The following is a 26495-nucleotide window of genomic DNA, read 5'->3' on the forward strand; positions in this document are numbered from 1 at the left end:
GACCGGATGGAGTCCCCGCGCGTCACCATCACGTACTGCACGCAATGCAACTGGCTGCTCCGGGCCGGCTGGATGGCGCAGGAACTGCTGAACACGTTCGCCACCGAACTCGGCGAGGTGGCACTGATCCCGGGCACCGGCGGCGTGTTCCGGATCGCGGCCGACGACGAGCTGCTGTGGGACCGCAAGCGCGACGGCGGCTTCCCCGACATCGTCACGCTCAAGCAGCGGGTCCGGGACGCGGTCGCGCCGGAACGGGACCTGGGGCACGCGGACCGCGGCCGCGACGACTGACCCGCGGCGCCTCCCGCTCCCCCGTCGCCCCGGGCCATCCGCGCCGCGCGGACGTCGGGCCTACGGGGCTTTAAGTGGGAGCGACGGTCCAGCGAAGAGCGCTTCTGCGTTGCCGTGGTCGATCGCGGTGCGGGTGGCGTCGGCGAGGGTTTCGTCGCCGTCGAGCAGGGAGTTGAAGTAGGCGCCGGCCGCGGCGGGCGCGAACGGCCAGTCGCTGCCGTAGAGCACATGACCGGGGTTGGCGAAGGCGAGCAGGCTCGGCAGGGCGGCCGGACTGCCCGACAGGGCTGTGTCGTAGTAGAAATCGGCGAAGTCGTGCAGTGCCTCGAACGGATCGCGGGCGCCGGTGGCGACCATCGCGAGCGAGATCCGATGCGAGGCGTAGGGGAGGAACCCTCCGGCGTGCGACAGGATGAATCGCAGGTTCGGGTACCGGCGGGGAACGTTGTGCTTGACGAGATTGAACGCGGCGCGCGTGGTGTCGAGCAGGAAGTCCATGGCAAAGGACGGGATGCCGTCGATCGAGGGGCCGGGCAGCTCTCCGGGGTGGACGAACACGACGGCGTGGTGCCGGTCGAGCGCTTCCATCAGCGGATCGAACGACGGATCGCCGAGATACCGCCCGCGGGAGTTGGCGATCAGGATGACGCCGTCGGCGCCGAGGGTCGTCAGCGCGCGCTCGGCCTCCGCGATCGCCCCGTCGACGTCGGGCAGCGTGAGCGTGGCGAAGTACCCGAATCGCTCCGGCCGCGCCTTGACGACATCGGCGGTGTAGTCGTTGACCACCCGGGCCATGGCGCGCGCCTCGGTGTCGGAACCTAGGTGGACGCCCGGGGTCGACACCGACAGGACGGATCGGGCGATGCCGAACTGCTCCATCAACTCGAGGGCGCCGTCTGGGCTCCAGTGCGGCAGGTCGATCCCGCCGGCCTGCGCGATGTCACGGGAGCGCAGCCAGCGGCTGTAGTCGGGGGGCAGTACGTGCTGGTGAACGTCGATGCGCCGGTGGTTCATGGTGCGTCCTTTCGTGCGGCGATCCGGTCCTCGGGAGCGCTCAACCGCATGGCGGCGTCATGGAGCGCCCGGGCGTGCAGTTCGAACAGGGCAACGAGATCGACACTGTCGCCACCGATCTCCTTGGCGATGAACAGCCCGTCCGCGGCGGCCATCGCGTAGGTGGTCAGCAAGGCCACCGACTCGTCCGGTAGTCCCGGCGCGAACTCGCGCATGGTGGCGTCGATCCGCCGGCACGCCTGCTCCCGCACGTTCAGGAACATCCTGCGGGCGCTCGCCTCGACGGGCCGGCGTTCGAGGGTGAGCATCAACCCCAGCCGGAGAAAGTCCGGCGAATCCAGCAGCGCCTTGGCGACCTGCGTGGCCAGGGCCGTGATGCGACCGAGCGGGCTGTCACCGTCGGGCACGGCCCAGGCCGAGAGCCAGGTGTCGAAGCTTCGTTCGATCACCGCGGCGATCAGCTCGTCCTTGTCCTTGAAGTGCCAGTAGATCGAGCTGGCAGGCAAACCGCACTTCTTGCTGACCAGAGCGATGCTGGTGCCTTCGTAGCCGCGTTCGGTGGCCACCTCCACGGCCGCATCCAGAATGCGGCGCCGCGATTCCTCACCGTTGGCACGGCGCTTGCGGGGCTGGGTGTGCTCGGCCACGAACTGCTCCTCTGGTCGGAAGGCGGTCTATTGACGCGCTCTGCATCCGAGCTTACTGTAGCGATCACTACAGGAACAACCCCCGATTCCCGGCGGGCCCGAACTTCCGCACCGCCGGTGGATCCAATTCCCCGAGAGGTCTCGACGTGACCGACACCCCGACCTACGACGTCGCCGTCATCGGCTACGGCCCCACCGGCGCGACCGCCGCGAACCTGCTCGGCGCGATGGGCCTGAAAGTGCTTGTCGTCGAGCGTGATTCGGACATCTACAGCCGGGCGCGGGCGATCTCCACCGACGAGGAGGTGCTGCGGATCTGGCAGCGGGTCGGCCTGGCCGACCGCCTCGGGGCGGACATGCTGGCCGGGAGCCCGGTGGCCTTCGTGGACGCGGACGGTGAAGCGTTCGTCGAGGTGACACCGGTCTCGCACGGCTCCGGCCACCCGCCGCAGCAGTTCATCTACCAACCCGCCCTCGAGGGGGTCCTGCGCGCCGGGGTGGAGCGCTTCCCCGATGTGGAAGTGCTGCTCGAGCACGAGTGTCTTCGGTTGCTGCAGAACGAATCCGGGGTCGAGCTGATGCTCGCCGACCTGCGCGAGGACGTGTTCAGAAGGGTACGCGCGTCCTACGTGATCGCCGCCGACGGCGGCTCGAGCCCGATCCGCGGCCAGCTCGGCATCGGCTACGAGGGCACGACCTACGCCGAGCGCTGGGTGGTCATCGACACCACGGTGCTCGAAGAGTGGCCAGGACACGATCGGCTGCGATTCCACTGCGACCCCGCCCGGCCGACCGTGGACTGTCCCACCCCCCTCGGCCACCACCGGTGGGAGTTCCCGGTCCGCGACGACGAGGACGAGAAGGACCTGGTCACCGACGCGGCGATCTGGCGGGTCCTGAACAATCAGGGCATCACCGACACGCAGGTCGAGATCCTGCGGGCGGTCGTCTACAGCCATCACGTGCGCTTCGCCGACCGCTGGCGCATCGGCCGGATCTTCCTCGCCGGGGACGCCGCACACGCCATGCCGCCGTGGATTGGCCAGGGCATGTCCGCAGGCGTGCGTGACGTGGCGAACCTGTGTTGGAAGCTCGGTGCGGTCCTGTCGGGGTCGCTGCCGGACTCGATCCTCGACACCTATCAGGCCGAACGCATGCCCCACGTGCGGGAGGTGACCGACCGCGCCGTCAAGGTCGGTCGCCTCATCACCGAGCGGCGCCCGACCCTGGCGGTGATGCGCAACCGGCTCTTCCGGATCGCAATGCGGGTTCCGGGTTTTCCGGAGTGGTTGCGCGATCACCGCTGGATCCCCGACGCCTTCTACCCGCGAGGACTGCTGGCCACCCGCGGGGCGGTCAAAGCGGCCGCGGTCGGCTGGATGATCCCGCAGCCATGGGTGCTCGGCGCCGACGGCGACCGGGAACGGCTCGACGACGTGCTCGGCGCCTGCTGGACCCTGCTGCACCTCGGTCCCGCCGAATCCTGGGCGGGCTGGCGCGCCGCCGGTGTACCCACGGTGCGGCTCGCACCGGCCGGGACCGTGCCGGCCGCCGACACCGTCGTCGACCTCGACGGGACGCTGATCCGGTGGATGCGCACCAAGGGCGCGACCGTGCTCGCCCTGCGACCGGACGGGGTCGTCTACGCCGCAGCCGGAACGGGCACCAGCCTGGCCCCTCCCCCGCCGGGGATGTCCGTTCGCCCCCTGACCTCCACCCCTCGATGAAACGGAGCACCGACATGACTCGCGCAGCACTGACCGAACGCACCCTGAGGGTGGGCGACAAGGACATCTTCGTCGCCGAAACCGGCGAGGGCCCGGCCGTCCTGCTCCTGCACGGCGGCGGCCCCGGAGCCTCGGGCGTGCCGAACTACGCACGCAACATCGACGCCCTCGCCCGGCATTTCCGCGTGATCGTGCCGGACCTGCCCGGCTACGGGCGTTCGAGCAAGGGCATCGACCAGACCGATCCGTTCGGCTCCCTCGCCGACACCATCCGCGGACTGCTCGACCGTCTGAACCTCGACCGCACCCACCTCGTCGGCAACTCCTATGGCGGATCCTGCGCCCTGCGCCTGGCCCTGGACACCCCCGACCGGGTCGAGAAGATGGTCCTGATGGGCCCCGGCGGAATCGGGACCACCCGCGCCCTACCCACTCCTGGCCTGCAGTCGCTGCTGTCGTACTACACCGGCGACGGCCCCTCCCGCGACAAGGTCGAGACGTTCATCCGCCGGTACCTGGTCTTCGACGGCGCCGCGATCCCCGCCGAGACGATCGACGAACGCTACCGCGCCAGCATCGACCCCGCCGTGGTCGCCGACCCGCCACTGCGCCGCCCGTCCAGTCCTTCCGCCCTGTGGCGCATGGACTTCACCCGCGACCGTCGGCTGCGCCGGCTCGCCACCCCCACCCTCGTGATCTGGGGCGCGAACGACAAGGTCAACCGCCCCAGCGGCGGCCGGAGGTTGGCCGCGACCATGCCCGATTGCGACCTGCTGCTCACCGCGAACACCGGGCACTGGGTGCAGTGGGAACGTGCCGACTTCTTCAACGCCGTCACCACGGCCTTCCTCGCCGGGAGCACGCAATGAGCGAATCCCTGTTCGGCTCCGTCCATCTCGGATACATCGTCATCGAGACAAACCGGTTCGCCGACTGGCACCGCTTCGGCCGCGACGCCATCGGCCTGCACGCCGATCAGCTTTCCCGCCACGCCATGCGGTTTCGGCTCGACGACCACGAATGCCGATTCCTGCTGCGCCGCGGCGACGCCGAGGACGTCACGGCGCTCGGCTGGGAGATCGACGACCACGAGTCCTTCGACCGGATCATCGCCCGGGTGCGCGACCGGGGTGTACCGGTCACGGAAGGCACCGTCGAGGAGGCCGCGCTGCGCGGCGTCGAACGCCTGCTGCGCTTTCCCGGCCCCAAGGGGATCGACCAGGAGATCTTCACCCGCGCCCGCGTCGCCGAGGCCCCGTTGGTGATGAGCAACACCGGATTCGTCACCGGCGCAGCCGGTCTCGGACACGTCGCGATCACCTCGACCGAGCCGCACAAGCTGCGCGGCTACTACGACACCGTCTTCGACGCCCGCCTGTCGGACTACATCGACGAAACCATCAGCGGGGTCAAACTCAAGATCCGCTTCCTGCGCGTCAACGAACGGCACCACTCCGTCGCGATCGCCGCGGTGCGAGGCCTGCCCGTCAACCCGATCCGCACTCGCATCCAGCACCTGAACATCCAGGTCGCCGAGCTCGACGACATGACCCGCTCCTACCAGCGCGTCCGGGAACTCGGCTTCGACATGGCGCTCGGCGTCGGCCAGCACACCAACGACCGGGAGCTGTCCTACTACGCGGTCACCCCCTCCGGCTTCGAGTGGGAGGTCGGCTGGAACCCCATCGTGGTCGACGAATCGACGTGGGAGCCGACCACCCACCAGGGCATCAGCATCTGGGGCCACACCCCCGTAGGCCAGACCATCGTCGGCAAGCTCGCCCAGTTCAAGGCGGCCGCCATGTCGCTGCGCCACCCCGAGCAGACCGTCCCCGCCCTCAGCGGCGGCGGCATCGCCGACGACTGATCGGGCACCGGATGACGCGCCCACGACACCGTGGGGAACCACGAGGAGATCGGCCCTGCTCACGGCACTGCACATGCGCGAAGTCGCCCTAGATGAGTAGAACGTCTTCAGCCAGGTCCACGGTCACCTTGCCGGACCAGGGGGCGGAAACTGGTGGACAGCGGGGCACGAGGACTCGGTCGGGCATCGCACCGTGCTGCTCGTCCGCCGACGCAGAGGCGTCTCGGGCCGGTCGTTCCGCGCATTCATCCACACCAGTCTCGGGCCGGCCCTGCACGTGGCGGGAGCACGCGATCTGCGGACCTACACCTTCCTGCCCTGGGCATCGGCGGCCGACCGAACCCCCGGCGTATCCCACATCAACCCACCGCACGAGCGGTACCACGCCGCCGTGATCCTCGGGACCGGCACCCGAGCCGAAGTCGAGGACGTCATCGCCTCGCCCGAGGTCGCCGCCGCGGTGAAGCATCAGCATGTGACCTGCACCGGTGTCCACGCGTATGCCGTCGATCGCACCGTGCCGGTCATCCGAATGCGGCCACGGGAACACAAGTGACCAATCCGATCGCGGCTGTGGTGAGACCGGGAGATCTCGCTGCTGTACCGGGAACCGGCGGTGCAGGCCATCGGTGGCGCCGGCATCGCGACGACTGATCGGCCCAGACCGACCGCAGGATCTCAGGCGGCGGTTCCGCCCCACTCGAGGGTGTCGAGGTCGGGCAGCGCCCGGCTGCTGATGCTGCGGGCTTCGTCCGGGGAGAGGCCGAGGGTGCGCAGCAGGTCTTCGGCGAGTGCGTCGGTGGCGTCGGCGGCGTCACGGTCCGGCCGCTCCTGCAACAGCTGTCCGAGGCCCATGAGCGCGCCGGCCGTCAGGACGAGTGCCAGTTCTGGGTCGCGCACGGTGAAACGCCCCGCGGCGGTGGCCGCCTCGATGTCGCGCAGGGCACGCGGCGCGAGTCCGCGGTTCGCGGTGATCAGGGCCGGCGAATTGTTGAGCAGCACCCGACTGAGCTCGGGTGCGCGGCGAAACAGCCTGCCGGTCAGTCGGAAGCTCCGAGCGAAGGTCTCGGCGGGGTCCTCGAGACCTTCGGTGAGGTGGTCGAGGTATTGGCCGTGCGCTTCCAGGGCATCGTCGACGGCGGCGCGGTAGAGCTGCTCTTTGCTCTCGAAGTGGTTGTAGAACGAGCCCATCCCGACATCCGCGGCCCGGGTGATCTCCAGGACGGGCACGTTGAGGTTGCCCGCGGCGATGAAGCTCTGCGCGGCACGGATCAGGGCGGCGCGGGTGTGGGCCTTGCGTCGTTCCAGGCGACTTTCCGCCGCGGCCCCGCCCTCGGTCATGCCGTGAACTCCCTGTTCTGCCGCTGATCTGCCGCCACGATAGCACCCGGGCCTCAGTTGTGACGATTTCGTCAGAAACTATTGACTGACGACCTGTTCATAAGTGACGATATCGTCAGTAGTTGAGGAGGGCTCGTCATGAACCGACACATCGATGCCCATACCGACCTGCACACCGGGCAAGGCGCCCTGCGCGGTGAACACCCCGGCCGGGCCGCGAACCCGGTGGTGAAGGTGCACGATCTGGCGTGGCTGGAGTTCGCCAAACCGGACCTGGATCGCGCGGAGGCCTTCGCACGCGCCTTCGGCTTCGCCACCGCGTTGCATACCCGGGACGAACTGCACCTGCGCGGCACAGATCCGGGGGCGCCGTGCGTGATCATTCGCAAAGGCCGACGCTCGAGCTTTCTGGGCGCGGCGTTTCTCGCCGCCGACGACGCGGACGTGCTGCGCCTGGCCGAGGCGACCGGCCGTCGTGCCACGCGCCTGCCCGAGACCCTCGGCGGGATCGCGGTCGCGCTGACCGACCCGAGTGGTGGTGCGGTGCGGGTGGTCTCCGGCGTGCACCGGCTACCCGCTCTGCCCACCCAGACCCCGCTCCCGCTCAACGTCGGGCACGCGGTGGGACGCGAGAACGCCACCCAGCGACCCGCCCCGGAACCGGCCCGGGTGCAACGACTCGGCCATGTGGTGCTGCAGAGCACCCGCTACCTGGAGACGCTGAACTGGTATCTGCAGCATCTGGGCCTGATCGTGAGCGATTTCCAGTACTACCCGGGCCAGCGGCAGCGGGGGCCGGTGATGAGCTTCATCCGCTGCGACCGCGGCGCCACCGTCACCGATCACCACACCGTGGCGATGACCCTCGGCCCGTCGAATCGATATGTGCACTCGGCGTACCAGGTGTGCGACCTCGACGCCCTGGCGGCGGGCGGTGAGTACCTGCGCGAGCAGGGTTATCACCGCTCCTGGGGCATCGGCCGGCACATCCAGGGCAGCCAGATCTTCGACTACTGGCGCGACCCGGACGGATTCCTGGTCGAGCACTTCAGCGACGGCGACATGTTCGACTGCTCCATCGAACCCGGATGGGCACCGATGAGCGCCTCGGGCCTGGCCCAGTGGGGCCCGCCGGCCACCAGAGATTTCCTCGACATCGCACCGGGCCGGGAATCGGTGCGCGAACTGCGCGCCACGATCACCTCGCTCCGCGAGGACAACGAATTCGATATCGAACGCCTTCTTGGCCTGTTGAAAGTGGCTTTCTCATGAGCATTTCCGTTCTCCGCACGACCGATGGTTGGTGGGTGCGCACCCCGGACGGTGCGGCCCGAATCGACACCGCGGCCACCACCACCGCAAAGATCCTGGCCGATCGGGCGGCGATCGAGGCCGCCGCCACCGCGAACGTCACCGTTCCCGTCGAGACATTGGATCTGCTCTCCCCCGTCACCGCGCCGTGCCGGGTGGTGGCCCAGATGACAAATTTCGTTTCCCACGTGAAGGATTCGGGGATGAATCCCGAGACCGTGCCGTTGACGTTCTTCCGCAAGTCGTCCGGATCGATCAGCGGCCCCTACCAGGACGTGGTCAAACCCGACCACGTCCGGTTGCTCGACTACGAGGTCGAGATCGGGCTCGTGCTCGGCCGACCCGTGCCGGTGGGGACCGACATCACCGAGGACACCATCGCCGACTTCGTCGCCGGCCTGGTCGTGACCAATGACGTTTCCGCGCGGGATGTGCAGTTGCCGAAAACCCAGTTCTACGAGGCAAAGTCGTATCCCACCTTCACCCCGGTCGGCCCTGCCCTGGTGCTGCTGGACGCAGGCGAGTTCACCCGCTTCGGTGATCTACGCCTGCAACTGCGCGTCAACGGGCAGGTCCGCCAGGACAGGACGGTCGGGTCGGACATGATCTACCGCCCGGTGCAGGCGCTGCAGGCGTTGACGAGATTCCAGCGGTTGGACGCAGGCGATCTGCTGCTCACCGGCACTCCGGGCGGTACCGCCCTGAAGGCCCCGGCCAAGCCGATCGCACTCCTCGGCGCGCTGCTGCCGCCGGCGTTGAAGTGGAAGTCCTTCTTCGCCTCGCAGGCGAAGAACCCGAACTACCTACACGATGGCGACGTCATGGAGCTCTCGATCGCCACCGACGACGGCGGCCTGGATCTCGGCATCCAGCGCACCTGGGTGAGGTCGACCCGGTGAGCAAGGCCCGATGAGCAGGTCTGCCAGACACCTCGGTCAGGACGCGCGCGGCCCGTAGGTGTTCACGAACACGATCGGCCGGTCCCCGAACCACGGATGCGCGTCCAGCGCCAACATTCCCGCGAACGCCTTCGCGGTGTAGACCGGGTCGAGCCCGACCCCGGCCGCCGCGGCGACCCGCTGCGCCGACTCCCCGTCGGCGGTGGCGTGCCCGTAGCCGGGTCCCAGCCACCGCCGCGTCACGAGCAGCGAGCCCGGCTCGAACTCCACCGGGCCGATCCGAGCCCCGCGGCGGCGCAGCAGCCGCTCGGTCTTGCGGGCGAGCGCGACCAGGTCCCGCTCGCCGAGCGGCAGGGTGTCGTTGACGACCACCCCCACCACCCGGGTGCGCAGCCCCGCCAGCCGCAGCCCGAGCAGCAGCCCGGCCGCGGTACCGCCGGATCCGACCGCGGTGACCACGGCCGCGGGCTCGGGCAGGTCGCCGCGCTCGACCTGTGCCGCGAGCTCCAGCGCGGTCTCGACACAGCCGAGCGTCCCGAGGGGCGAGGAGCCGCCCGCGGGCAGGTAGTACGGCAGCCGTCCCCCGCGGAGGTGCCGCGCGAACAACCACGGCGCCGCCGCGATCGTGCGGGCCTTCGTCCGGGTGAAATGCAGTGCCGCCCCGGAGCTCCGCAGCCGTTCGAGCTGCGCGCGCACGTGCTCGTCCATCGGCTGATCGATCAGGCCGAGGGCGGTGTCGATGCCGTTCTCGTGGGCGTACAGGGCCGTCGCCAGTCCCCAGTTGGTGCCCTGGCCGCCGACGCTGAGGATCTGCCGGGACCCGCGGGCGAGGACGTCGGGGATGATCCACTCCAGCTTGCGGACCTTGTTGCCGCCCCAGCCGCCCGAGCCGTAGGCGCCCTCGTCCTTGCACCACAGCCGGTTCGCCCGGCCGAGCCCGTCCAGGCGGGCGATCGGGGTCGGGGCGGAGCCGAGCCTGCGGTACGGGGTGGTCGCCTCGAGGTCCGGGAACAGCCGGTGCAGGGCGGGTCCGGTCGTCTGGTCCATGTGATCGCCTAGACCGAGTCGAGCCGACGGCGGAGCGCACCGGCCAGGTAGTCGAGATCCGGCCGCCGCGCGGTGACGGGGCGGCCGCGGAGACCGAAACCGTCTCCGGTGGTGCGCGGGATGACGTGCAGGTGCACGTGGAACACCTCCTGGCCTGCGACTGCGCCGTCCGCGAGGAAGAGGTTCACCCCGTCGGCGCGCGGGCCGTCGGCGGGCATGCCCGCCGCGTCGGTGCCGCTGTCCCGCAGTGCAGCCGCCAGCCGCTGACCGACCGCGAAGATCCGGCCACCGTCCTGCGGGTCGAGCTGCGAGAGCCCCGCCGCGTGCCGTTTCGGGACGACCAGCAGGTGCCCGGGTGTGAACGGCCGGATGTCCATGAAGGCCACGGTGTGCTCGTCCTCGTACACGATGCTCGCCTCCGCCTCGCGCGCGATGATGGCACAGAAAATGCAGTGGCTCATGGGGATTGATGATAGGGCCAGGATCTTCCCGGTGGACGGGCATGCCCCTTCTCGGGGTGATGGGATGTACTTAGCGTGTGCCCACCGACAGTGGATGGGAGTTGCGATATGAGCGCACAGAATCCGGTGGCGCCCCTCGATGCGGGCGACGTCGAACACTTCGACCACGAGACGGACGTCCTCGTCGTCGGGTACGGCTGCGCGGGCGCGGCCGTGGCACTGGAGTCGTCGGCCGCGGGTGCCGAGGTGATCGTGCTGGAGAAGGCCGGCGGTGGTGGCGGCTCGTCGGCCCTGTCCGGCGGCGAGATGTACCTCGGCGGCGGCACCGAGATCCAGCGGGCGTGCGGTTTCGAGGACAGCGCACAAGACATGGAGACGTTCCTGCTGGCCGCCCTCGGACCCGACGCCGACAAGGAGAAGGTCGGCCTCTACAGCCGCGGCAGCGTGGAGCACTACCAGTGGCTGGTCGATCACGGCGTGCCGTTCAAGCCGTCGCTGTGGAACTCCCCCACCTGGGTTCCGCCGACCGATGACGGGCTGATGTGGATGGGCGAGAACGCCTGGCCCTTTGCGGAACTCGCGAAGCCCGCGCCCCGCGGCCATCGCGTCACCTCGGACGGGTTCGGCGGCAAGGTCCTGATGCAGAAACTGTCCGAGGCGGTCGACGCAACCGACGTCGCGGTGCACACCGACACCTACGCCACCCGGCTGATCGTGGAGGCGGGTCGCGTCGTGGGTGTGCTCGCCCGGCAGTACGGCAAGACCTACACCTACCGGGCGCGCCGCGGCGTCGTCCTCACCACCGGCGGGTTCGCCGACAACGCGGAGATGGTCGCGCAGCACGCCCCCCAGCTGGTGGGGCTCGGCGTCAACAGCGACGGCGGGGACGACGGACGCGGCATCGTGATGGCGCAGGCCGTCGGCGCCGCGGTCAAGCACATGTCCGCCGGGCAGGTCGGCATCTCGCTGATCCCCGGGATGATGGTGCGCGGCATGATCGTCAACAGCGTCGGCCAGCGGTTCATCAACGAGGACGTCTACCCGGGCCTCGTCGGGCAGGCGGCCCTGTACAAGCACGGCCTGAAGGTGTGGGTGATCCTCGACGAGCAGGCCTACGAGGAGGTACCGGAGAACGAACGGTGGGGCGTGCAGCCGCATTTCGTGGCGGAGACCCTCGAGGAGCTGGAGCAGCAGATCGGCATGCCCGAGGGCGCGCTGGTGAACACCGTCGGCGAGTACAACCGGCACGCCGCCGAGGGGCGGGACCCGTACTTCCACAAGTCCGCGACGTGGCTGCGGCCGCTGCGGTCACCGTTCGCCGCGATCGACGTCCAGCGCGGCATCGCGCCCCCGGAGTACGGCCAGGCGGGGCGCGGGGGCGCCGAGGTGTTCACGATCGGGGGCCTGCACACCACCGTCGACGGCCACGTCCTCGACCTCGTCGGCGACGCGATCCCGGGCCTGTACGCGGCCGGCCGGGCCACCTCGGGCCTGCATTCGTGGGGCTACATCAGCGGGACCTCGCTCGGCGACGGCACCTTCTTCGGCCGCCGCGCCGGGGTCGCCGCCGCGCGGACCGACTGACCCGCTTCGGTCAGCGCGCGAGGGCCAGGGACTCGGACGGCGCGGCCGCCTTCGTCAGCAGCCGCGCGTACCGGCCGCCGAGCGCGACCAACTCATCGTGGGTGCCGCGCTCGGCGACCCGCCCGCGGTCGAGGACGACGATCTGGTCGGCGTCGCGGATCGTGGACAGCCGGTGCGCGATGGTGATGGTGGTGCGTCCCCGGCTGACGGTGTCGAGCGCGGCCTGCACGGCCCGCTCGGTCTCGTTGTCCAGGGCGCTGGTCGCCTCGTCGAGGACCAGCACCCGCGGGTCGCGCAGCAGGGTGCGGGCGATCGCGATGCGCTGCTTCTCGCCGCCCGAGAACCGGTGACCGCGGGCACCGACGACGGTGTCGTAGCCGTCGGGCAGCGACGCGATCAGCTCGTGCACCTGGGCGTCGCGCGCCGCGGCCTCGATGTCGGCGTCGGTGGCCTCGGGCCTGGCGTGCCGCAGGTTCTCGCGGATCGAGGCGTGCAGCAGGTACGTCTCCTGGGAGACGACGCCGACCAGCTCGGACAGTTCCGCGAGCGGGATGGACCGCAGGTCCACGCCGTCGATGCGCACCGCGCCGGAGCTCGGGTCGTGCAGGCGGGCGACCAGCGAGGCGAGAGTGGTCTTGCCCGAACCGGTTTCGCCGACCAGCGCGAGCGAGGAGCCGGCGGGCACCTCGATGCTCACCGCGTCGAGGGCGTTCCGGTCCGACCCCTCGTAGCGGAAGCCGATGTCCTCCAGCCGAACCGCGCCCGCGACGTCCTCGCGGCGCAGGTGCACCGGGTGCTCGGGGTCGTCGATCTCGACGGGGAGGTCGAGATATTCGAAGATGCGGCTGAACAGGGCGAGCGAGCTGGTCACCGAGACGCCGACGTCGAGCAGGCTCATCAGCGGCCGGAACAGCGCCGCCTGCAGCCCGGTGAAGGCCACCAGGGTGCCGATCGTCATGCCGCCGGACGTCGCGGGCAGGCCCGCCGCGAGGTAGAGCAGCGCCGGGATGGCGGCGAAGACGATGTTCATCGTGGCCATCCGCCAGCGCCCGGAGAGCTGCGACCTGACCTCGAGATCGGCCAGGCGGTGCGAGGTGTCCGCGAACCGCTCCGACATCGCGGGACCCGCGCCGAGGGTCTTGCCGAGCTGGATGCCGCTGATCGACAGGGACTCCTCGATCTGGGTCTGCATGTCGGCGAGGGTGCGCTGGCGCTGGGCGATGATCTCGCGTCGCATCTGGGCGACCCTGCGGGTGAGCCAGATCGCCGGCGGCAGCACGATCAGCGAGAGCAGCGAGAGCCGCCAGCTCAGCACGGCCATCGCGACCGCCGTGCCGACGACGGTGGTGACGTTGGAGGCGATCGAGGTGGCGGTCGAGGTGACCACGGTCTGCATGCCGCCGATGTCGTTGGTCAGGCGGGACTGGACCTCCCCTCCCCTGGTGCGGGTGAAGAATCCCAGCGACTGCCGCTGCAGGTGGGCGAACACGCGGGTCCGCAGCCCGTGCATGATGCGCTGGCCGACCGTGGTGGAGATCCAGGTCTGCACGACGCCGAGCACCGAGCCGGTGACGGTCACCGCGATCATGCCGATCACCGCCCAGACCAGCAGCGTGACGTCCTGGCCGGGAATGGCCTCGTCGATGACGGCGCGGACCAGGAACGGGTTGGCGAGCGAGACGGCGGAGGCCGCCACGATCAGCACGGTGACCACGGCGATCTGCGGGCGGTAGGGCGAGAACAGGGCGCCGATCCGGCGCAGGCTCACCGGCGAATCGGCCAGCTGGGCGCGGTCCGCGGGATCGATCTTGTGGGAACGGGGGCCCGGTCCGGGCCCGCCACTCCGGGGGCTTGTCATGCAACCACCCCTCTCGTGATGTCGGGGTTAGACATGCTGAGGCTCCCTCACTATGAGGTGTATGTCAAGTGAGGTAGCCTGAATCACCATGGTCGATCCGCACCCCGACACGCTCCGGGACCTCGTGATGTCCAGCGCCCGCGCCCTGCGCCGACGCTGGTTCGTCGCGCTGGAGCCGTGGCGGTTGTCCCCACACGAGTACCGCGCGCTGCACGTGATCGGCCGCGATGGGGACCGGCACCCCCGGCTCGGGGACGTCGCGAAGGCGCTGCACATCGCGCCGCGGTCCGCGACCGAGGTCGTCGACCGGCTCGAGCAGCGCGGGCTCACCGAACGGGTACCCGACGCCGCCGACCGGCGCGCGACCTGCGTCCGCCTGACCGAGGCCGGGCACCGCATCATCGGCGAACTGGAGACCGCGCGCGCCGCCGACGCCGAGGACTTCTTCGCGGCGCTCGACGACCACGACCGCGCCGAGCTGCGCCGCATCCTCGACAAACTGCGCTGACGCGCCGGTGCGCGGTTGACGAGTGTCTGGACTCGTCAACCGCGCACGGGCGGCGCAGCCGCCTACAAAATGGGCGAGGGCTTGTAGCCCGCCGCCTCGGGGTTCTGCTCGACCAGCAGGCCGACCCGACGCACGACCGTCGCCACCTGCGCCTCGGCCGCGCCGATGAAGGCGGACTTGTCGTCGAGCGCGGCGTCCAGCTCCGCGCGGTCCAGCGGGAACCGGTCGTCCGCGGCCAGGCGGTCGAGCAGGTCCGGCTCGCGTCCGTCCTCGCGCATCGCCAGCGCCACGGCGACCGCGTGCTCCTTGATGACCTCGTGCGCGGTCTCGCGGCCGGTGCCCGCCCGCACGGCGGCCATCAGCATCCGGGTGGTCGCCAGGAATGGCAGGTAGCGGGTGAGCTCCTTCTCGATGACCGCCGGGTAGGCGCCGAACTCGTCGAGCACGGTCAGGAAGGTCTCGATCTGTCCGTCGATCGCGAAGAACGCGTCCGGCAGCGCGACCCGGCGCACGACCGAGCAGAACACGTCGCCCTCGTTCCACTGGGCGCCCGCCAGCTCCGCGGCCATCGAGGCGTACCCGCGCAGCACCACCTGCAGGCCGTTGACGCGCTCGCAGGAACGGGTGTTCATCTTGTGCGGCATCGCCGACGAGCCCACCTGGCCGGGCTGGAAGCCCTCGGTGACCAGCTCGTGGCCCGCCATCAGGCGGATGGTGTGCGCGAACGACGACGGCCCCGCGCCCACCTGCACCAGCGCGGACAGCACGTCGTGATCGAGCGAGCGGGGGTACACCTGGCCGACGCTGGTGAGCACGTCCGCGAAGCCGAGGTGCTCGGCGACCTTCGCCTCGAGGAAGTCCAGCTTCTCGGTGTCGCCACCGAGCAGGTCGAGCATGTCCTGGGCGGTGCCCATCGGGCCCTTGATGCCGCGCAGCGGGTACCGGTCGATCAGCTCACGCAGCCGGGTCAGCGCGACCAGCAGCTCGTCCGCCGCGGAGGCGAAACGCTTGCCGAGGGTGGTGGCCTGCGCGGCGACGTTGTGGCTGCGGCCGGCCATCACCAGCGACGAGTACTCCGCTGCCCGCTCGGCGAGCCGCGCCGCGACGGCGATGCCGTGCGCGTAGACGTGCTCGAGCGAGCGGAAGATCTGCAGCTGCTCGACGTTCTCGGTGAGGTCCCGGCTGGTCAGGCCCTTGTGCACGTGCTCGTGCCCGGCGAGGGCGTTGAACTCCTCGATCCGCGCCTTGACGTCGTGCCGGGTGACCCGCTCGCGGTCCGCGATGGAGTCGAGGTCGACCTGGTCGAGCACCCGCTCGTAGTCGGCGAGCGCGTCCTCCGGCACGTCGATGCCGAGCGAGGCCTGGGCCCGCAGCACCGCCAGCCACAGCTGACGCTCCAGCACGATCTTGTGCTCGGGCGACCACAGCTCCCGCAGGTCGGGGCTGGCGTATCGGTTGGCAAGGACGTTGGGGATGCGGCTCACGAGTGCCCAGTTTACGGCCGCGATCCGCGGGACCGGCAGCCGCGCCGCCCTGGCCGTCCGACTACTGCTCGGACGCGTTCTCCGACGCGGGCGGCGCCGCGATGTCGATGACCTCCGACAGCATCTCCCTGGCCAGCTGCTTGGGGTCGGGGTCGGACTCGCTCAGCGCCCCGACGACGGCCCCGTCCACGACGCACAGCAGCCTGCGCAGGCCCTCCTGCCGGACCTGACGCCCGGACCTGCGCAGCACCTCGCCGAGGGCATCGTCGAACTGGATCCGCAACCGCCGCTGCACCTCCTGCAACTGGGGGTGCCGCGCGGACGCGATGAAGCACTCGTAGCGGGCGATGAGGTGTTCCCGCGCGGCGCCCTCGATCGGGCCGACCAGCAGCTCGATGATGAGTTCGACGACGGCGGCCGCGTCGCGGTCGGCCTGCGTGATCTCGTCGATCCGCGCGCGCATGGCCTCCATCTCCCGGCTACCGCTGAGTTCGACGGCCCGCGCGATCAGGTCGTCGAGGGACTCGAAGTAGTAGGTCGTCGACGCGAGCGGCAAACCCGCGCGCTGCGCCACCGCCCGGTGGCGGACCGCCTCGAACCCGCCCTCGAGCATCAGATCGGCCGCGGCCTCGACGAGCGCCATCCGACGTCGTTCGCCCTTGGGAGTCGCCGCGGAAGACACCCGGCCCATCGTGCCAGCGGAAGCGCTACGCCGAGTCGATTTCGTTCGACCCGGTGCGGAAGCGGGCAAGGGCGCCGCCCCGTCAGTGTCCGAGTGCAGCACTGCGCCCCAATCGTTGCATCGCCTCACGCACGTCGGCGGTCGCGCCGGCGAACGAGATCCGCACGGTCCGATCGCCGCGGACCGTGTCGAAGTCGACGCCGGGCGCCAGCGCCACCCCGGTCTCCCGGAGCAGCTCCGCGCACCATGCCGTCGAATCGACTGTGAGGTGGCCGATGTCGGCGTAGGCGTAGAACGCGCCGTCGGCCGGGGCCAGGTCCGTGATGCCCAGCGTCGGCAGCGCGGACAGCACCAGTTCGCGGTTCGCCGCGTACCGCACCACGTGCCCGTCCAGCTCGGCGAGGGATTCGTCGGTGAAGGCCGCGACCGCCGCGTACTGGGAGATGACGGGCGGGCACACCGTCATGTTCGACGCGAGCCGCTGCAGCGAGCGCCGCAGGCCGGTGGGCACCAGCATCCAGCCCAGGCGCCAACCGGTCATCGAGAAGTACTTGGAGACCGAGCCGACGACGACGGCCTCGCGTGAGGTCTCCCAGGCGGACGCGGTGGCCGAGGTCCCGGACCCGAACTCGATCCCGTGGTAGATCTCGTCGGAGATCAGCAGGGTGTCGTGGTCCTCGCACCAGCGCGCGAGGGCCGCCAGCTCCGCGGGGTCGATGACGGTACCGGTCGGGTTGGCCGGGCTGGCGACGACGAGGCCGGCCGGCGGCTCGTCCATCGCCTCGAGCATCGCGACGGTCGGCTGGAACCGGGTGTCCGGTCCGCAGTCGAGTTCGACCACCCGGCAGCCGAGCGCGGTGAGGGTGTTGCGATATGCCGGGTAGCCGGGCCGCGCCACGACGACCGTGTCGCCCGCGTCGAACGCCGCGAGGAAGATCAGGGTGAAGGCGCCGGAGGAGCCGGTGGTCACCACGACGTCGTCGGGATCGACCGCGATCGAGGACTTCGCGCTGTGGTAGCCGGCGATCGCCTCCCGCAGCGACAGGATCCCGAACGTCTCGGTGTAGCCGAGCAATTGGGTGTCGAGGGCCTCGCGGGCCGCGCGTAACACGGGCGCGGGCGCCGGGGTGGACGGCTGTCCCGCGGCCAGGGTCAGGACGTCACCGTGGGTTCGGGCCCGCTCGGTGGCGGCCTTCCAGACGTCCATGACGTGGAAGGTGGGGACCCGGGATCGCTGTGACTCTGCTCGCACCGGGACGAGGCTAGCGCGCCCAGGCGATCTGGCCGACCGTTACCGCGACGACAGCGGCCCCGAGGAGCAGAACCTCGGGGCCGCTGCCGGCAGGGGGGTGCGGTTATCCGGTGCGGATTGTCCGCGCCATCAGTGCATGTCGTTCGCGACGATGTTGGCGATGTTCCGTTCGGCCAGCGCCGTGATGGTGACGAACGGGTTGACGCCCAGGTTGCCCGGCACCAGCGAGCCGTCCATCACGTACAGACCCGGGTGCCCGTGCAGCCGGCCGTGATTGTCGGTCGCCTTGTTCAGGATGGCGCCGCCGAGGGGGTGGTAGGTCAGCCCGTCACCCCAGACCTTGTACCCGCCGAACATGTCGGTGCGGTAGATCGTGCCCTCCTTCGAGTTGATCTTGTCGAAGATCCGCTTGGCCATGTTGATGCCGGGCTGGTTCTGCGAGGCCTGCCACGACAGTCCGACCTTGCCGGTCGACGAGTTGTACTGGAACTGTGCGCGTTGCGGGTTCTTGGTGATCGCCAGGTACAGGCTGATGAACAGGTCGGCTCCGGCCGGGAACGGCGCGATCTCCGCGAACGCCGGTCCCCCGGCGTCGTCCCAGTTGTCGATGCCCATCGTCGGGATCGACGACTGCTTGCTGCCGGTGGCGTCCCACAGGTGGTTGGCCCGGGCGACCATGACGTTGCCGTTGTTGCCCCAGCCCTGCCCCACCTCGCCGGACAGGTTCGGCAGGTGCCCCTGCGCCTTCATCGCCACCAGCAGCTTGCTGGTGCCGACGCTGCCCGCCGCGAAGAACACCTTGTCGGCGGTGACGGTCTTGGTCGCGACGACGTTGCCCTGCTCGTCGATCTGCTCCATCTCGACGGAATAGCCGGCCCCGCTCGGCACGACCTTGGTGACGCGGTGCAGCGTGGTGATGGTGACCTTGCCGGTCGACGCCGCCTGCCCGAGATAGGTCTTGGGCAGCGACTTCTTGCCGTGGTGGTTGCCGAAGATGACCTCGCCCGCCAGCGCGGACTTGGGCACCGAGCCGGCCGCCTCCTGCTTCATGTAGTTCATGTCGTACACGTTGGGGACGAACACCGTCTTGAAGCCGGAACGTTCGGCGGTCTTGCGGCCGGTGCGGGCGAACTTGTACCACTCGGTCGACTCGAACCAGGCGGTGTCGATGTTGTTGACACCGAGCCCAGCGTTCGCCCTGGGGAAGAAGACGTTGTACATCTCGTTGGAGTCGACCGAGGGCAGCAGCTCCTCGAAGTAGCCGCGCCGGGGCGTGACGGCCATGCCGCCGTTGACCAGGGAGCCGCCGCCGACGCCGCGGCCCTGGTAGACGTTGATCCCGCCCATGTTCTCGGCGTCGAGGATTCCGACGTACTTCTCGATGTCCTTGTCGATCGAGACGCCCATGAAGTGCGAGACCGGCTGCGCGGTGCGGTTCCTCAGCCAGAACCCACGCTTGTCCGGCGCGGTGGTGGAGGTGAAGACCCCCGAGGTGGCCGTGCCCCAGTCCCGGCCCATCTCGACGATGTGGGTGTCGATGCCAGCCTGCGCCAGCCGCAGCGCGGTCACCGCGCCGCCGTAGCCGCTGCCGATGATCAGGGCGGGCACCCGGTCCCCGGTGTTGAGTGCGCGACGCGGGGAGGCCGCGGCGGAGGTCGCGAGCACCGACGGGGCGAGGGCGACGGCGCCGGCCGCCAAACCGGTCGCCGCCATGAACCTTCTGCGGGAGAACTGCGATTTCGTGGTCGCGGTAAAGCTGCGCGACGCCTGGTATTCGGTCAACGGAACCTCTCTGATCACGCGCCAATAAAGTAGAACTCGTTATACAGCCGTGACAGCGCCGAGATTCGCGATACCGATCGGTAACAAACAGGGAACGAGCGGCTCGAAGAGAATGCTTCGAAATGCCTGCGCAACTGCACCGTTACCAGTACTGTTCAACGCTTCTCACGCGCCGGAGGCACCCTCCGGGGGCCCTGGCCACACGGCCACGCCTCCAGCGCGTGAGAACGCGTTCATTCGTTGGATCGAGCTAGGACAGATCGTTCGCGACGACGGTGGCCATGTTGCGTTCGGCCAGCGCGGTGATGGTGACGAACGGGTTGACGCCCACGTTGCCGGGCACGAGCGAGCCGTCCATCACGTACAGGCCCGGATACTCGGGCAGCCGGCCGAAGTTGTCGGTCGCCTGGTTCAGGATGCAACCGCCGAGCGGGTGATAGGTGAAGTCGTCGCCCCACGTCTTGTACGTACCGAACATGTCGGTGCGGTAGATCGTCCCCTCCTTGGCGTTGATCTTGTCGAAGACCCGCTTGGCCATGTCGATGGCCGGCTGGTTCTGCGACGTCTGCCAGGACAGCTCCGTCTTGCCCGTGGACGAGTTGAACTGGAACTGGGCGCGCTCCGGGTTCTTGGTGATCGCCAGGTACAGGCTGATCCACAGCTCCGCGCCCGCGGGGAACGGGGCGATCTCGGCGAACACCGGCCCCGCCGGGTCGGCCCAGTTGTCGATGCCCATCGTGGGGATGCACGACTGCTTGGCACCGGTGGCGTCCCAGGCGTGGTTGGCGCGGCCGACCATCACGTTCCCGTTGTTGCCCCAGCCCTGACCGACCGCACCGGGGAGGTTCGGCAGGTGGCCCTGCGCCTTCATCGCGACCAGCAGTTTGCTGGTGCCGATGCTGCCGGCCGCGAAGAACACCTTGTCCGCGGTGATGGTCTTGGTCGCGATCGTGTTGCCCTGCTCGTCGATCTGCTTCATCTCGACCGAGTACCCGCCGCCGGTCGCGGCGGGCGCCACCTTGGTCACCTCGTGCAGCGTGGTGATGGTGAGCTTGCCGGTCGCCGCAGCCTGCGCGAGGTAGGTCTTGTCGAGAGACTTCTTGCCGTGGTTGTTGCCGAAGATCACCTCACCGTCCAGCGCCGACTTGGTGACCTGCCCCGCCTCCTCCTGCTTCATGTAGTTCATGTCGTAGACATTGGGCACGAATGCCGTTGCAAATCCCGACCTTTCGGCGGTCTTCCGACCGACGCGGGCGAACTGGTAGTAGTCCGTCGACTCGAACCAGGCCTGGTCGATGTGGTTCACGCCCAGGCCCGCATTGGCCCGCGGAAAGAACGTCCCGTACATCTCGTTCGAGTCGACCGAGGGCAGGATCTCCTCGAAGTAGCTGCGCTTCGGCGTGACCGCCATGCCGCCGTTGGCCAGCGAGCCGCCCCCGACGCCGCGCCCCTGGTAGACCCGGATCCCGCCCATGTTCTCGGAGTCGAGCACCCCGACGTACTTCTCGATGGGCCGGTTGACCAGCGGCGCACCCAGGAAGTACCCGACCGGCTGGTCGGTGTAGTTCCGGAGCCAGAACGAGCGCTTGTCGGGGTTGAGCATGCCGCAGAAGATCTTCCCGTCGGAGCCCGGGGTGGTCCACGACCTGCCCATCTCCACGATGTGGGTGTCGACGCCGGCCTGGGTCAGCCGCAACGCGGCGACCGCCCCGCCGTAGCCGCTCCCGATGACCAGCGCCGGCACCCGGTCGCCGGTGTTCAGTGCCCGCCGCGGAGCCGCCGCGGCGGTTACCCAGGAGGACGAGAGCGCCACCGCTCCCGCCGCCAAACCCGTTGCCGCCAAGAACCTTCTGCGGTTGATCCGGGTGTTGGTTACTGCCTCAAAACCTTGTGCTCGGTGATCGCTCAACGGAACCTCTCTGTCCAGGGCCAGCAAAACTGGAACCTGTTATACGAGAGAGTTGGCCGGTTACCGCAGGGTAACCGGCCAATCGTTCACACTGCGGAACGGATTCGCGAAACCGCCCGCGCGACAACGGCATCGCCGGTAGTGTTATACGCATCGGAGCCCTGGACGAGCGCCCAGCCGGCCCCCGGGGCGGGCATCAGATGCCGATACGTCCCTCGACCGCCGCGAGCCCGATGTCCCGGCGGAAGTGCCCGCCCGGCAGCCGGACCTCCGCGAGCTTGGCGTAGGCGTCCTCACGCGCGCTGGTGAGGTCCGCGCCCACCCCGACGACGCTGAGCACCCGGCCGCCGGAGGAGACCACCGCGCCGTCCTCGCGCAGCCCGGTGCCCGCGTGCAGGACGCCCTCCGCGTCGGCGCCGCTGATCACGTCGCCCGTGCGGGGGCGGCCGGGGTAGTTCTCGGCGGCCAGCACCACGGTGACCGCGGCACCCTCGCGCCAGCGCAGTGGGGCCACCTCGGCGAGGGTGCCGGTCGCGGTGGCACTGAGCAGCTCACCGAGCGGGGACTCCAGCAGCGCCAGCACCGCCTGCGTCTCGGGGTCACCGAAGCGGCAGTTGAACTCGACGACGGCCGGGCCGTCCTTGCCGATCGCGAGCCCGGCGTACAGCAGCCCCGAGAATCCGCTGCCCCGCTTGACCAGCTCGGCGGCCACCGGGACGACGACCTCGTCGACGATCTGGGTCACCGTCTCGGCGGGCAGCCACGGCAGCGGGGTGTAGGCACCCATGCCGCCGGTGTTCGGCCCGGTGTCGCCGTCGCCGACCCGCTTGTGATCCTGCGCGGGCAGCAGCGGGACCACCGTCTCGCCGTCGACCAGGCAGAACAGCGACACCTCCGGCCCGTCGAGGTACGACTCCAGGAGCACCGGGTGGCCGGTCTCGAGCAACTCCGCCGCATGGTCGCGCGCCGCCCCGCGGTCGGTGGTGACGACGACGCCCTTGCCCGCCGCGAGCCCGTCGTCCTTGACCACCCAGTTCGGCCCGAACCGGTCCAGGGCCGCGTCCAGGTTGGCGGGGTTGTCCACGACCTCGCTGTGCGCGGTCCGCACGCCCGCCGCTGCCATCACGTCCTTCGCGAACGCCTTGGATCCCTCGATCCGCGCGGCGTCGGCGGACGGCCCGAAGCACGCGATCCCGGCCGCGCGGACGGCGTCGGCGACGCCCACCACCAGCGGCACCTCGGGGCCGATCACGACCAGGTCCGCGGAGAGCTTCTGTGCGAGCGCCACCACCGCATCCCCGGACGCGACGTCCACGGGGTGCTGCTCGGCGATCTTCGCGATCCCGGCATTGCCGGGTGCGGCGAACAACGCCGTCACACCCGGGTCGCGCCCGAGGGCGAGAAGAAGGGCATGTTCACGGGCTCCGGAGCCGATAACGAGTACGCGCACGGACCTCAGACTACGGCCCGGCCTGTACCCGCGGCGCGGTCAGGTCGTACATAGTTGTGCCATCGACCGTGGTGGGGGCGAAATTCTGGGCCACCCACCCGGATATCTGCGCCCCGCTGCCCGCGGAGTCGCCGGGGCCCATGCCGCCGCCCGCGATGAAGTAGTGGATCTTCCCCTCGGCGACGTACCGCTGGAACTGCGCGAGCGTCGGCGACGGGTCGCTGCCGTTGAAGCCGCCGATCGGCATCACCGGATCCCCGGTGGCGAGCTGGTAGCCGGAGGCGCTGTTGGACCCGATGGTGGCCCCCACCCAGGCGTAGCGGTCGGCGTCGGCCTCGAGCAGCGCGACCAGCTCCGCGCTCGGCTCGCTGCCGCGCAGCAGCCCGCCCGCCGGGCCCGGTCCCGCCGCGGCCTCGCCCGCGCCGCCGGGCGGGGCCGCCCCGTCGGGCACGGCGACACCGCCGGGCAGCAGGACACCGGTCGGCGGAACGCCACCGCGGCCGCCGGGGAACCCCCCGGGCCCGCGGCCCTCCCCCCGAATCAGGAATCCGCCCGGCCCTCCCATCCCGCCCGTGTTCGGGCCGGCCGAGACGATCGATCCGGCGTGCGGGGTGCCGATCGTGTCGAGCGCGTAGGCGGCCGGCCCGGCGAGCCCCGCGAACACGGCCGCGACCGCCGACATGGCGGCCACCCTGCCCGTCGGCCGGGGCGCGAGCAGCCCGGCCGCGGCCGCGGCCCCGGCAACCAGCACCACCCAGCGCAGCCATGCCGCGAACTCCGGGCTGCGCCCCAGCAGCTCCCACGACCACACCGCCGTCGCCGCGACCGTGACGGCGAGGACGGCCCGTACCCACGCGGCGTCGCGCCCGCGCCACCCGACCACCGCGCCCGCCCCGACCAGCGCCGCGATCTGCGGGGCCATCGCGACCGTGTAGTAGGCGTGGAAGATCCCCGCCATGAAGCTGAACACCAGCCCGGTGACGACCAGCCAGGTGCCGAAGAGAACCAGCGCGGCCCGCTGGGTGTCGACCCGGGACACCCTGCCGCGCAGCACGATCCCGAGCACCCCGAGGATCAGCGCGGCGGGGATCAGCCAGGCGATCTGGCCGCCCTGGGACGCGTCGAACATGCGGGAGATTCCGGTGCTCCCCCACATCCCGCCGCCGGGAGGGCCGCCCGCCATGGCCTCGGCCCCACCCCCGACACCCGGGACGACGCTGCCCCGCTCGTTGCCGTTGAGTCGGCCGAGCCCGTTGTACCCGAGGGTGAGTTCGAGGATCGAGTTCTCGTGCGAGCCACCGATCCACGGACGCGAGTCGGCCGGCCACAGCTCCACCGTCAGCAGCCACCAGCCCGCGGCACCGATCATCGCGCCCAGCGCGGCCAACAACTGCAGCACCCGCCTGCCCGGCCTCGGCGGGCCGAACAGCAGGTAGGTGAGCGCGAGCGGCGGCACCACCAGCAACACCTGCAACTGCTTGGTCAGAAAGCCCAGCCCGACGAACGCGCCCGCCAGCACCAGCCACCGGGTCCGCCCGTCCGACACCCCTCGCAGCAGCGCCCAGACGGAGGCGACCATCAGCAGCACCAGCAGTGCGTCCGGGTTGTTGAACCGGAACATCAGCGCGGCGACCGGTGTGAGCGCGAGCACGAGCCCGGCGAGCAACCCGGCCGCGGCACCGAAGTACCGCCGCACCGTCGCCCACAGCAGGGCGACCGTGGCGACACCCATCAGCGCCTGCGGCACCAGGATGCTCCACGAACTGAGGCCGAACGCGCGCACCGACAGCGCCATCACCCACAACGAGGCGGGCGGCTTGTCCACGGTGATCGAGTTCGCCGCATCCGACGAGCCGAAGAAGAAGGCCTTCCAGGACACCGAACCCGCCTGCACCGCGGCGGAGTAGAACGAGTTGGCCCAGCCGGAGGCGCCCAGTCCCCAGAGGTAGGCGACGGCGGTCCCGAGCAGCAGCGCCGCCAGCAGCCACCGCTCCGGCACGCGGCGCGGCGGCGCGGGATCCGGGGACGCCGTCACGGCCGTCGGTGCGTCGGTGGTGGTGGTCACGGCGTGACTCCTTCGTGGTGGTTGCGGAACACCCAGCGCAGCGCGACGAACCGGGTGACGGTGGCGACGAGGTTCGCGGCGACGAGTACCGCGAGTTCGAGGTGTTTGGAGGCGTCGGGCAGCCAGCGATGCAGGGCGAACAGGGATCCGCTGGTGAGCAGCAACCCGAACGCGAACACCGCGAGGCCCTGGGCCTGGTGTTTGGCGGCACCCGCCGTGCCGCGCACCCCGAAGGTGAAGGCGCGGTTGGCCGCGGTGTTGAGCACGGCGGTGATCAGCAGCGCCGTCAGGTTCGCCGCCTGTGCCCCGATCGCGGGATGCAGCGCGAGATACAGCAGGGCATACGCGACGGTGGAGGCGACGCCGACGACGGCGAACCGGATCAGTTGCCCGACCATTCCGTGGGGGACGCCCTCGACGAGGGGTTCGCGACCGATGATCGAGCGCAGCGCCGCGACGGGCAACCTTCCGGTGGCCAGTGCACGACCGACCCGGACCACCCCCTTGAGGTCCGCGACCGCGGTGGCGACGAGGTCGACCGTGCTGTCCGGGTCGTCGACCCAGTCCACCGGCACCTCGTGGATCCGCAGGCCCACCCGTTCGGCGAGGACAAGCAGCTCCGTGTCGAAGAACCAGCCGGTGTCCTGCACCAGCGGCAGCAGCCTGCGGGCCACGTCGGTGCGGATCGCCTTGAACCCGCACTGGGCGTCGGAGAACTTGGCGCGCAGCACCCCGCGCAGGATCAGGTTGTAGCAGCGGGAGATCACCTCCCGCTTGGGCCCGCGGACCACCCGCGCCGACCGGGTCAGACGGGAACCGATCGCCACGTCGGAGTGCCCGGAGACCAGCGGCGCCACCAGCGGCAGCAGCGCGTTGAGGTCGGTGGACAGGTCCACGTCCATGTACGCGACCACCTGCGCGTCCGATTCGCCCCACACCGCGTGCAGGGCCCGGCCGCGTCCCTTCTCGTCGAGGTGGACCACGCGGACGCCGTCGAACTCGGCGGCAAGCCGCGCCGCGATTGTGAGGGTCGCGTCGGTGCTCGCGTTGTCCGCGACGGTGATTCGGCTCGGGTACGGAACCGACGCGTCGAGGTGTGCGCGCAGCCGCCGGACGCAGCGCTCGAGGTCGCGTTCCTCGTTGTACACCGGGATCACCACGTCGAGCGCCACGGTCTGGGTGTCCGGTGGTGGTTCCGGCGCCGTGTCGCCCCGGACCAGTGAGTTCGTCATGCGGCCCACCCTCGTGGCCGAACCTGTGGTGTCCCTGGACCGAGGCTGGCAACTTCCTGCGGACGCGGGGCCCGCGGCCAC

23 protein-coding genes are annotated in these 26495 nt (G+C 70.2%); 9 read left to right on the forward strand and 14 right to left on the reverse strand.

Annotation, left to right across the window (positions count from 1 at the left end; all coding sequences use genetic code 11):
• Positions 1–6: 6 nt before the first annotated feature.
• A complete protein-coding gene (locus tag ACFQS9_RS08140) occupies positions 7–294 on the forward strand; it encodes an Rdx family protein (RefSeq protein ID WP_378403360.1) in 288 nt (95 codons plus the stop codon).
• Between the two features lie 60 nt (positions 295–354).
• On the opposite strand, the gene ACFQS9_RS08145 is transcribed toward ACFQS9_RS08140, so the two are convergent.
• Positions 355–1308 carry an amidohydrolase family protein gene (locus ACFQS9_RS08145; protein ID WP_378403362.1) on the reverse strand — a complete coding sequence of 318 codons (954 nt, stop codon included), beginning with the start codon at positions 1306–1308 and terminating at the stop codon, positions 355–357.
• The gene (locus tag ACFQS9_RS08150) at positions 1305–1955 is read right to left on the reverse strand and encodes a TetR/AcrR family transcriptional regulator (protein ID WP_378403364.1); all 651 of its coding nucleotides are present in this window, start codon (positions 1953–1955) and stop codon (positions 1305–1307) included. Before ACFQS9_RS08150 ends, ACFQS9_RS08145 begins: the two co-directional genes overlap by 4 nt.
• A 146-nt stretch (positions 1956–2101) precedes the next feature.
• On the opposite strand from ACFQS9_RS08150, the gene ACFQS9_RS08155 reads away from it, so the two are divergent.
• The 4 genes from ACFQS9_RS08155 to ACFQS9_RS08170 all read left to right on the forward strand — a co-directional run bounded on the left by ACFQS9_RS08155 (position 2102) and on the right by ACFQS9_RS08170 (position 6105).
• Complete coding sequence (locus ACFQS9_RS08155; protein ID WP_378403367.1) at positions 2102–3682, forward strand: bifunctional 3-(3-hydroxy-phenyl)propionate/3-hydroxycinnamic acid hydroxylase; 1581 nt, start codon at positions 2102–2104, stop codon at positions 3680–3682.
• A gap of 14 nt (positions 3683–3696) precedes the next feature.
• The gene (locus ACFQS9_RS08160) at positions 3697–4551 is read left to right on the forward strand and encodes an alpha/beta fold hydrolase (protein WP_378403369.1); all 855 of its coding nucleotides are present in this window, start codon (positions 3697–3699) and stop codon (positions 4549–4551) included.
• Positions 4548–5549: a VOC family protein gene (locus tag ACFQS9_RS08165; RefSeq protein WP_378403371.1), complete on the forward strand. Its 1002-nt coding sequence runs from the start codon at positions 4548–4550 to the stop codon at positions 5547–5549. Before ACFQS9_RS08160 ends, ACFQS9_RS08165 begins: the two co-directional genes overlap by 4 nt.
• 193 nt (positions 5550–5742) lie before the next feature.
• Entirely contained in the window at positions 5743–6105 is a 363-nt protein-coding gene (locus ACFQS9_RS08170) for a hypothetical protein (RefSeq protein WP_378403373.1), read from the forward strand.
• A gap of 122 nt (positions 6106–6227) precedes the next feature.
• On the opposite strand, the gene ACFQS9_RS08175 is transcribed toward ACFQS9_RS08170, so the two are convergent.
• Entirely contained in the window at positions 6228–6890 is a 663-nt protein-coding gene (locus ACFQS9_RS08175; RefSeq protein ID WP_378403375.1) for a TetR/AcrR family transcriptional regulator, read from the reverse strand.
• Positions 6891–7028: 138 nt separating this feature from the next.
• On the opposite strand from ACFQS9_RS08175, the gene ACFQS9_RS08180 reads away from it, so the two are divergent.
• Both ACFQS9_RS08180 and ACFQS9_RS08185 read left to right on the forward strand, forming a co-directional pair.
• A complete protein-coding gene (locus ACFQS9_RS08180; RefSeq protein ID WP_378403377.1) occupies positions 7029–8162 on the forward strand; it encodes a VOC family protein in 1134 nt (377 codons plus the stop codon).
• Positions 8159–9100, forward strand: a complete 942-nt coding sequence (locus ACFQS9_RS08185; RefSeq protein ID WP_378403378.1) for a fumarylacetoacetate hydrolase family protein — start codon at positions 8159–8161, stop codon at positions 9098–9100. Before ACFQS9_RS08180 ends, ACFQS9_RS08185 begins: the two co-directional genes overlap by 4 nt.
• Positions 9101–9136: 36 nt before the next feature.
• Here the strand turns inward: ACFQS9_RS08185 and ACFQS9_RS08190 are convergent, their stop codons facing one another.
• Both ACFQS9_RS08190 and ACFQS9_RS08195 read right to left on the reverse strand, forming a co-directional pair.
• Complete coding sequence (locus tag ACFQS9_RS08190; RefSeq protein WP_378403380.1) at positions 9137–10147, reverse strand: 1-aminocyclopropane-1-carboxylate deaminase/D-cysteine desulfhydrase; 1011 nt, start codon at positions 10145–10147, stop codon at positions 9137–9139.
• 8 nt (positions 10148–10155) lie between these two features.
• Positions 10156–10608: an HIT family protein gene (locus tag ACFQS9_RS08195; protein WP_378403382.1), complete on the reverse strand. Its 453-nt coding sequence runs from the start codon at positions 10606–10608 to the stop codon at positions 10156–10158.
• Between the two features lie 108 nt (positions 10609–10716).
• Between ACFQS9_RS08195 and ACFQS9_RS08200 the strand changes: the two genes are divergently transcribed.
• Entirely contained in the window at positions 10717–12192 is a 1476-nt protein-coding gene (locus ACFQS9_RS08200) for an FAD-dependent oxidoreductase (RefSeq protein WP_378403384.1), read from the forward strand.
• Positions 12193–12202: 10 nt separating this feature from the next.
• On the opposite strand, the gene ACFQS9_RS08205 is transcribed toward ACFQS9_RS08200, so the two are convergent.
• A complete protein-coding gene (locus tag ACFQS9_RS08205; protein WP_378403387.1) occupies positions 12203–14050 on the reverse strand; it encodes an ABC transporter ATP-binding protein in 1848 nt (615 codons plus the stop codon).
• 88 nt (positions 14051–14138) lie between these two features.
• Between ACFQS9_RS08205 and ACFQS9_RS08210 the strand changes: the two genes are divergently transcribed.
• A complete protein-coding gene (locus ACFQS9_RS08210; protein WP_378403388.1) occupies positions 14139–14558 on the forward strand; it encodes a MarR family winged helix-turn-helix transcriptional regulator in 420 nt (139 codons plus the stop codon).
• A gap of 62 nt (positions 14559–14620) precedes the next feature.
• Here the strand turns inward: ACFQS9_RS08210 and purB are convergent, their stop codons facing one another.
• The 8 genes from purB to ACFQS9_RS08250 form a co-directional block, all read right to left on the reverse strand.
• Positions 14621–16042, reverse strand: coding sequence for an adenylosuccinate lyase (purB, locus tag ACFQS9_RS08215; protein WP_378403390.1), 1422 nt, complete (start codon positions 16040–16042; stop codon positions 14621–14623).
• A gap of 61 nt (positions 16043–16103) precedes the next feature.
• Positions 16104–16724: a TetR/AcrR family transcriptional regulator gene (locus ACFQS9_RS08220; protein WP_378403392.1), complete on the reverse strand. Its 621-nt coding sequence runs from the start codon at positions 16722–16724 to the stop codon at positions 16104–16106.
• A gap of 82 nt (positions 16725–16806) precedes the next feature.
• Complete coding sequence (locus ACFQS9_RS08225) at positions 16807–17976, reverse strand: pyridoxal phosphate-dependent aminotransferase (RefSeq protein WP_378403394.1); 1170 nt, start codon at positions 17974–17976, stop codon at positions 16807–16809.
• 129 nt (positions 17977–18105) lie between these two features.
• Entirely contained in the window at positions 18106–19689 is a 1584-nt protein-coding gene (locus ACFQS9_RS08230) for a GMC oxidoreductase (RefSeq protein ID WP_378403396.1), read from the reverse strand.
• Positions 19690–20008: 319 nt separating this feature from the next.
• A complete protein-coding gene (locus ACFQS9_RS08235) occupies positions 20009–21601 on the reverse strand; it encodes a GMC oxidoreductase (RefSeq protein WP_465269920.1) in 1593 nt (530 codons plus the stop codon).
• A gap of 262 nt (positions 21602–21863) precedes the next feature.
• Positions 21864–23117 carry a phosphoribosylamine--glycine ligase gene (purD, locus tag ACFQS9_RS08240; RefSeq protein ID WP_378403398.1) on the reverse strand — a complete coding sequence of 418 codons (1254 nt, stop codon included), beginning with the start codon at positions 23115–23117 and terminating at the stop codon, positions 21864–21866.
• A gap of 10 nt (positions 23118–23127) precedes the next feature.
• Positions 23128–25182, reverse strand: a complete 2055-nt coding sequence (locus tag ACFQS9_RS08245) for a glycosyltransferase family 39 protein (RefSeq protein WP_378403401.1) — start codon at positions 25180–25182, stop codon at positions 23128–23130.
• Entirely contained in the window at positions 25179–26414 is a 1236-nt protein-coding gene (locus tag ACFQS9_RS08250; protein WP_378403403.1) for a bifunctional glycosyltransferase family 2/GtrA family protein, read from the reverse strand. The genes ACFQS9_RS08245 and ACFQS9_RS08250 overlap by 4 nt, the downstream gene beginning before the upstream one ends.
• Positions 26415–26495: the final 81 nt, after the last annotated feature.

The organism is Rhodococcus daqingensis, assembly GCF_042665615.1.
Lineage (GTDB): Bacteria > Actinomycetota > Actinomycetes > Mycobacteriales > Mycobacteriaceae > Rhodococcus_G > Rhodococcus_G daqingensis.

What these genes read in the sequence shown, in the direction of transcription:
- ACFQS9_RS08195 (WP_378403382.1), bottom strand. Translation starts at nt 10,608, where the DNA reads ATGAGCCACTGCATTTTCTGTGCCATCATCGCGCGCGAGGCGGAGGCG.
- ACFQS9_RS08230 (WP_378403396.1), bottom strand. Translation starts at nt 19,689, where the DNA reads ATGGCGGCGACCGGTTTGGCGGCCGGCGCCGTCGCCCTCGCCCCGTCG.
- ACFQS9_RS08140 (WP_378403360.1), top strand. Translation starts at nt 7, where the DNA reads ATGGAGTCCCCGCGCGTCACCATCACGTACTGCACGCAATGCAACTGG.
- ACFQS9_RS08160 (WP_378403369.1), top strand. Translation starts at nt 3,697, where the DNA reads ATGACTCGCGCAGCACTGACCGAACGCACCCTGAGGGTGGGCGACAAG.
- ACFQS9_RS08165 (WP_378403371.1), top strand. Translation starts at nt 4,548, where the DNA reads ATGAGCGAATCCCTGTTCGGCTCCGTCCATCTCGGATACATCGTCATC.
- ACFQS9_RS08190 (WP_378403380.1), bottom strand. Translation starts at nt 10,147, where the DNA reads ATGGACCAGACGACCGGACCCGCCCTGCACCGGCTGTTCCCGGACCTC.
- ACFQS9_RS08175 (WP_378403375.1), bottom strand. Translation starts at nt 6,890, where the DNA reads ATGACCGAGGGCGGGGCCGCGGCGGAAAGTCGCCTGGAACGACGCAAG.
- ACFQS9_RS08210 (WP_378403388.1), top strand. Translation starts at nt 14,139, where the DNA reads ATGGTCGATCCGCACCCCGACACGCTCCGGGACCTCGTGATGTCCAGC.
- ACFQS9_RS08205 (WP_378403387.1), bottom strand. Translation starts at nt 14,050, where the DNA reads ATGACAAGCCCCCGGAGTGGCGGGCCCGGACCGGGCCCCCGTTCCCAC.
- ACFQS9_RS08145 (WP_378403362.1), bottom strand. Translation starts at nt 1,308, where the DNA reads ATGAACCACCGGCGCATCGACGTTCACCAGCACGTACTGCCCCCCGAC.
- ACFQS9_RS08250 (WP_378403403.1), bottom strand. Translation starts at nt 26,414, where the DNA reads ATGACGAACTCACTGGTCCGGGGCGACACGGCGCCGGAACCACCACCG.
- ACFQS9_RS08185 (WP_378403378.1), top strand. Translation starts at nt 8,159, where the DNA reads ATGAGCATTTCCGTTCTCCGCACGACCGATGGTTGGTGGGTGCGCACC.
- ACFQS9_RS08180 (WP_378403377.1), top strand. Translation starts at nt 7,029, where the DNA reads ATGAACCGACACATCGATGCCCATACCGACCTGCACACCGGGCAAGGC.
- ACFQS9_RS08200 (WP_378403384.1), top strand. Translation starts at nt 10,717, where the DNA reads ATGAGCGCACAGAATCCGGTGGCGCCCCTCGATGCGGGCGACGTCGAA.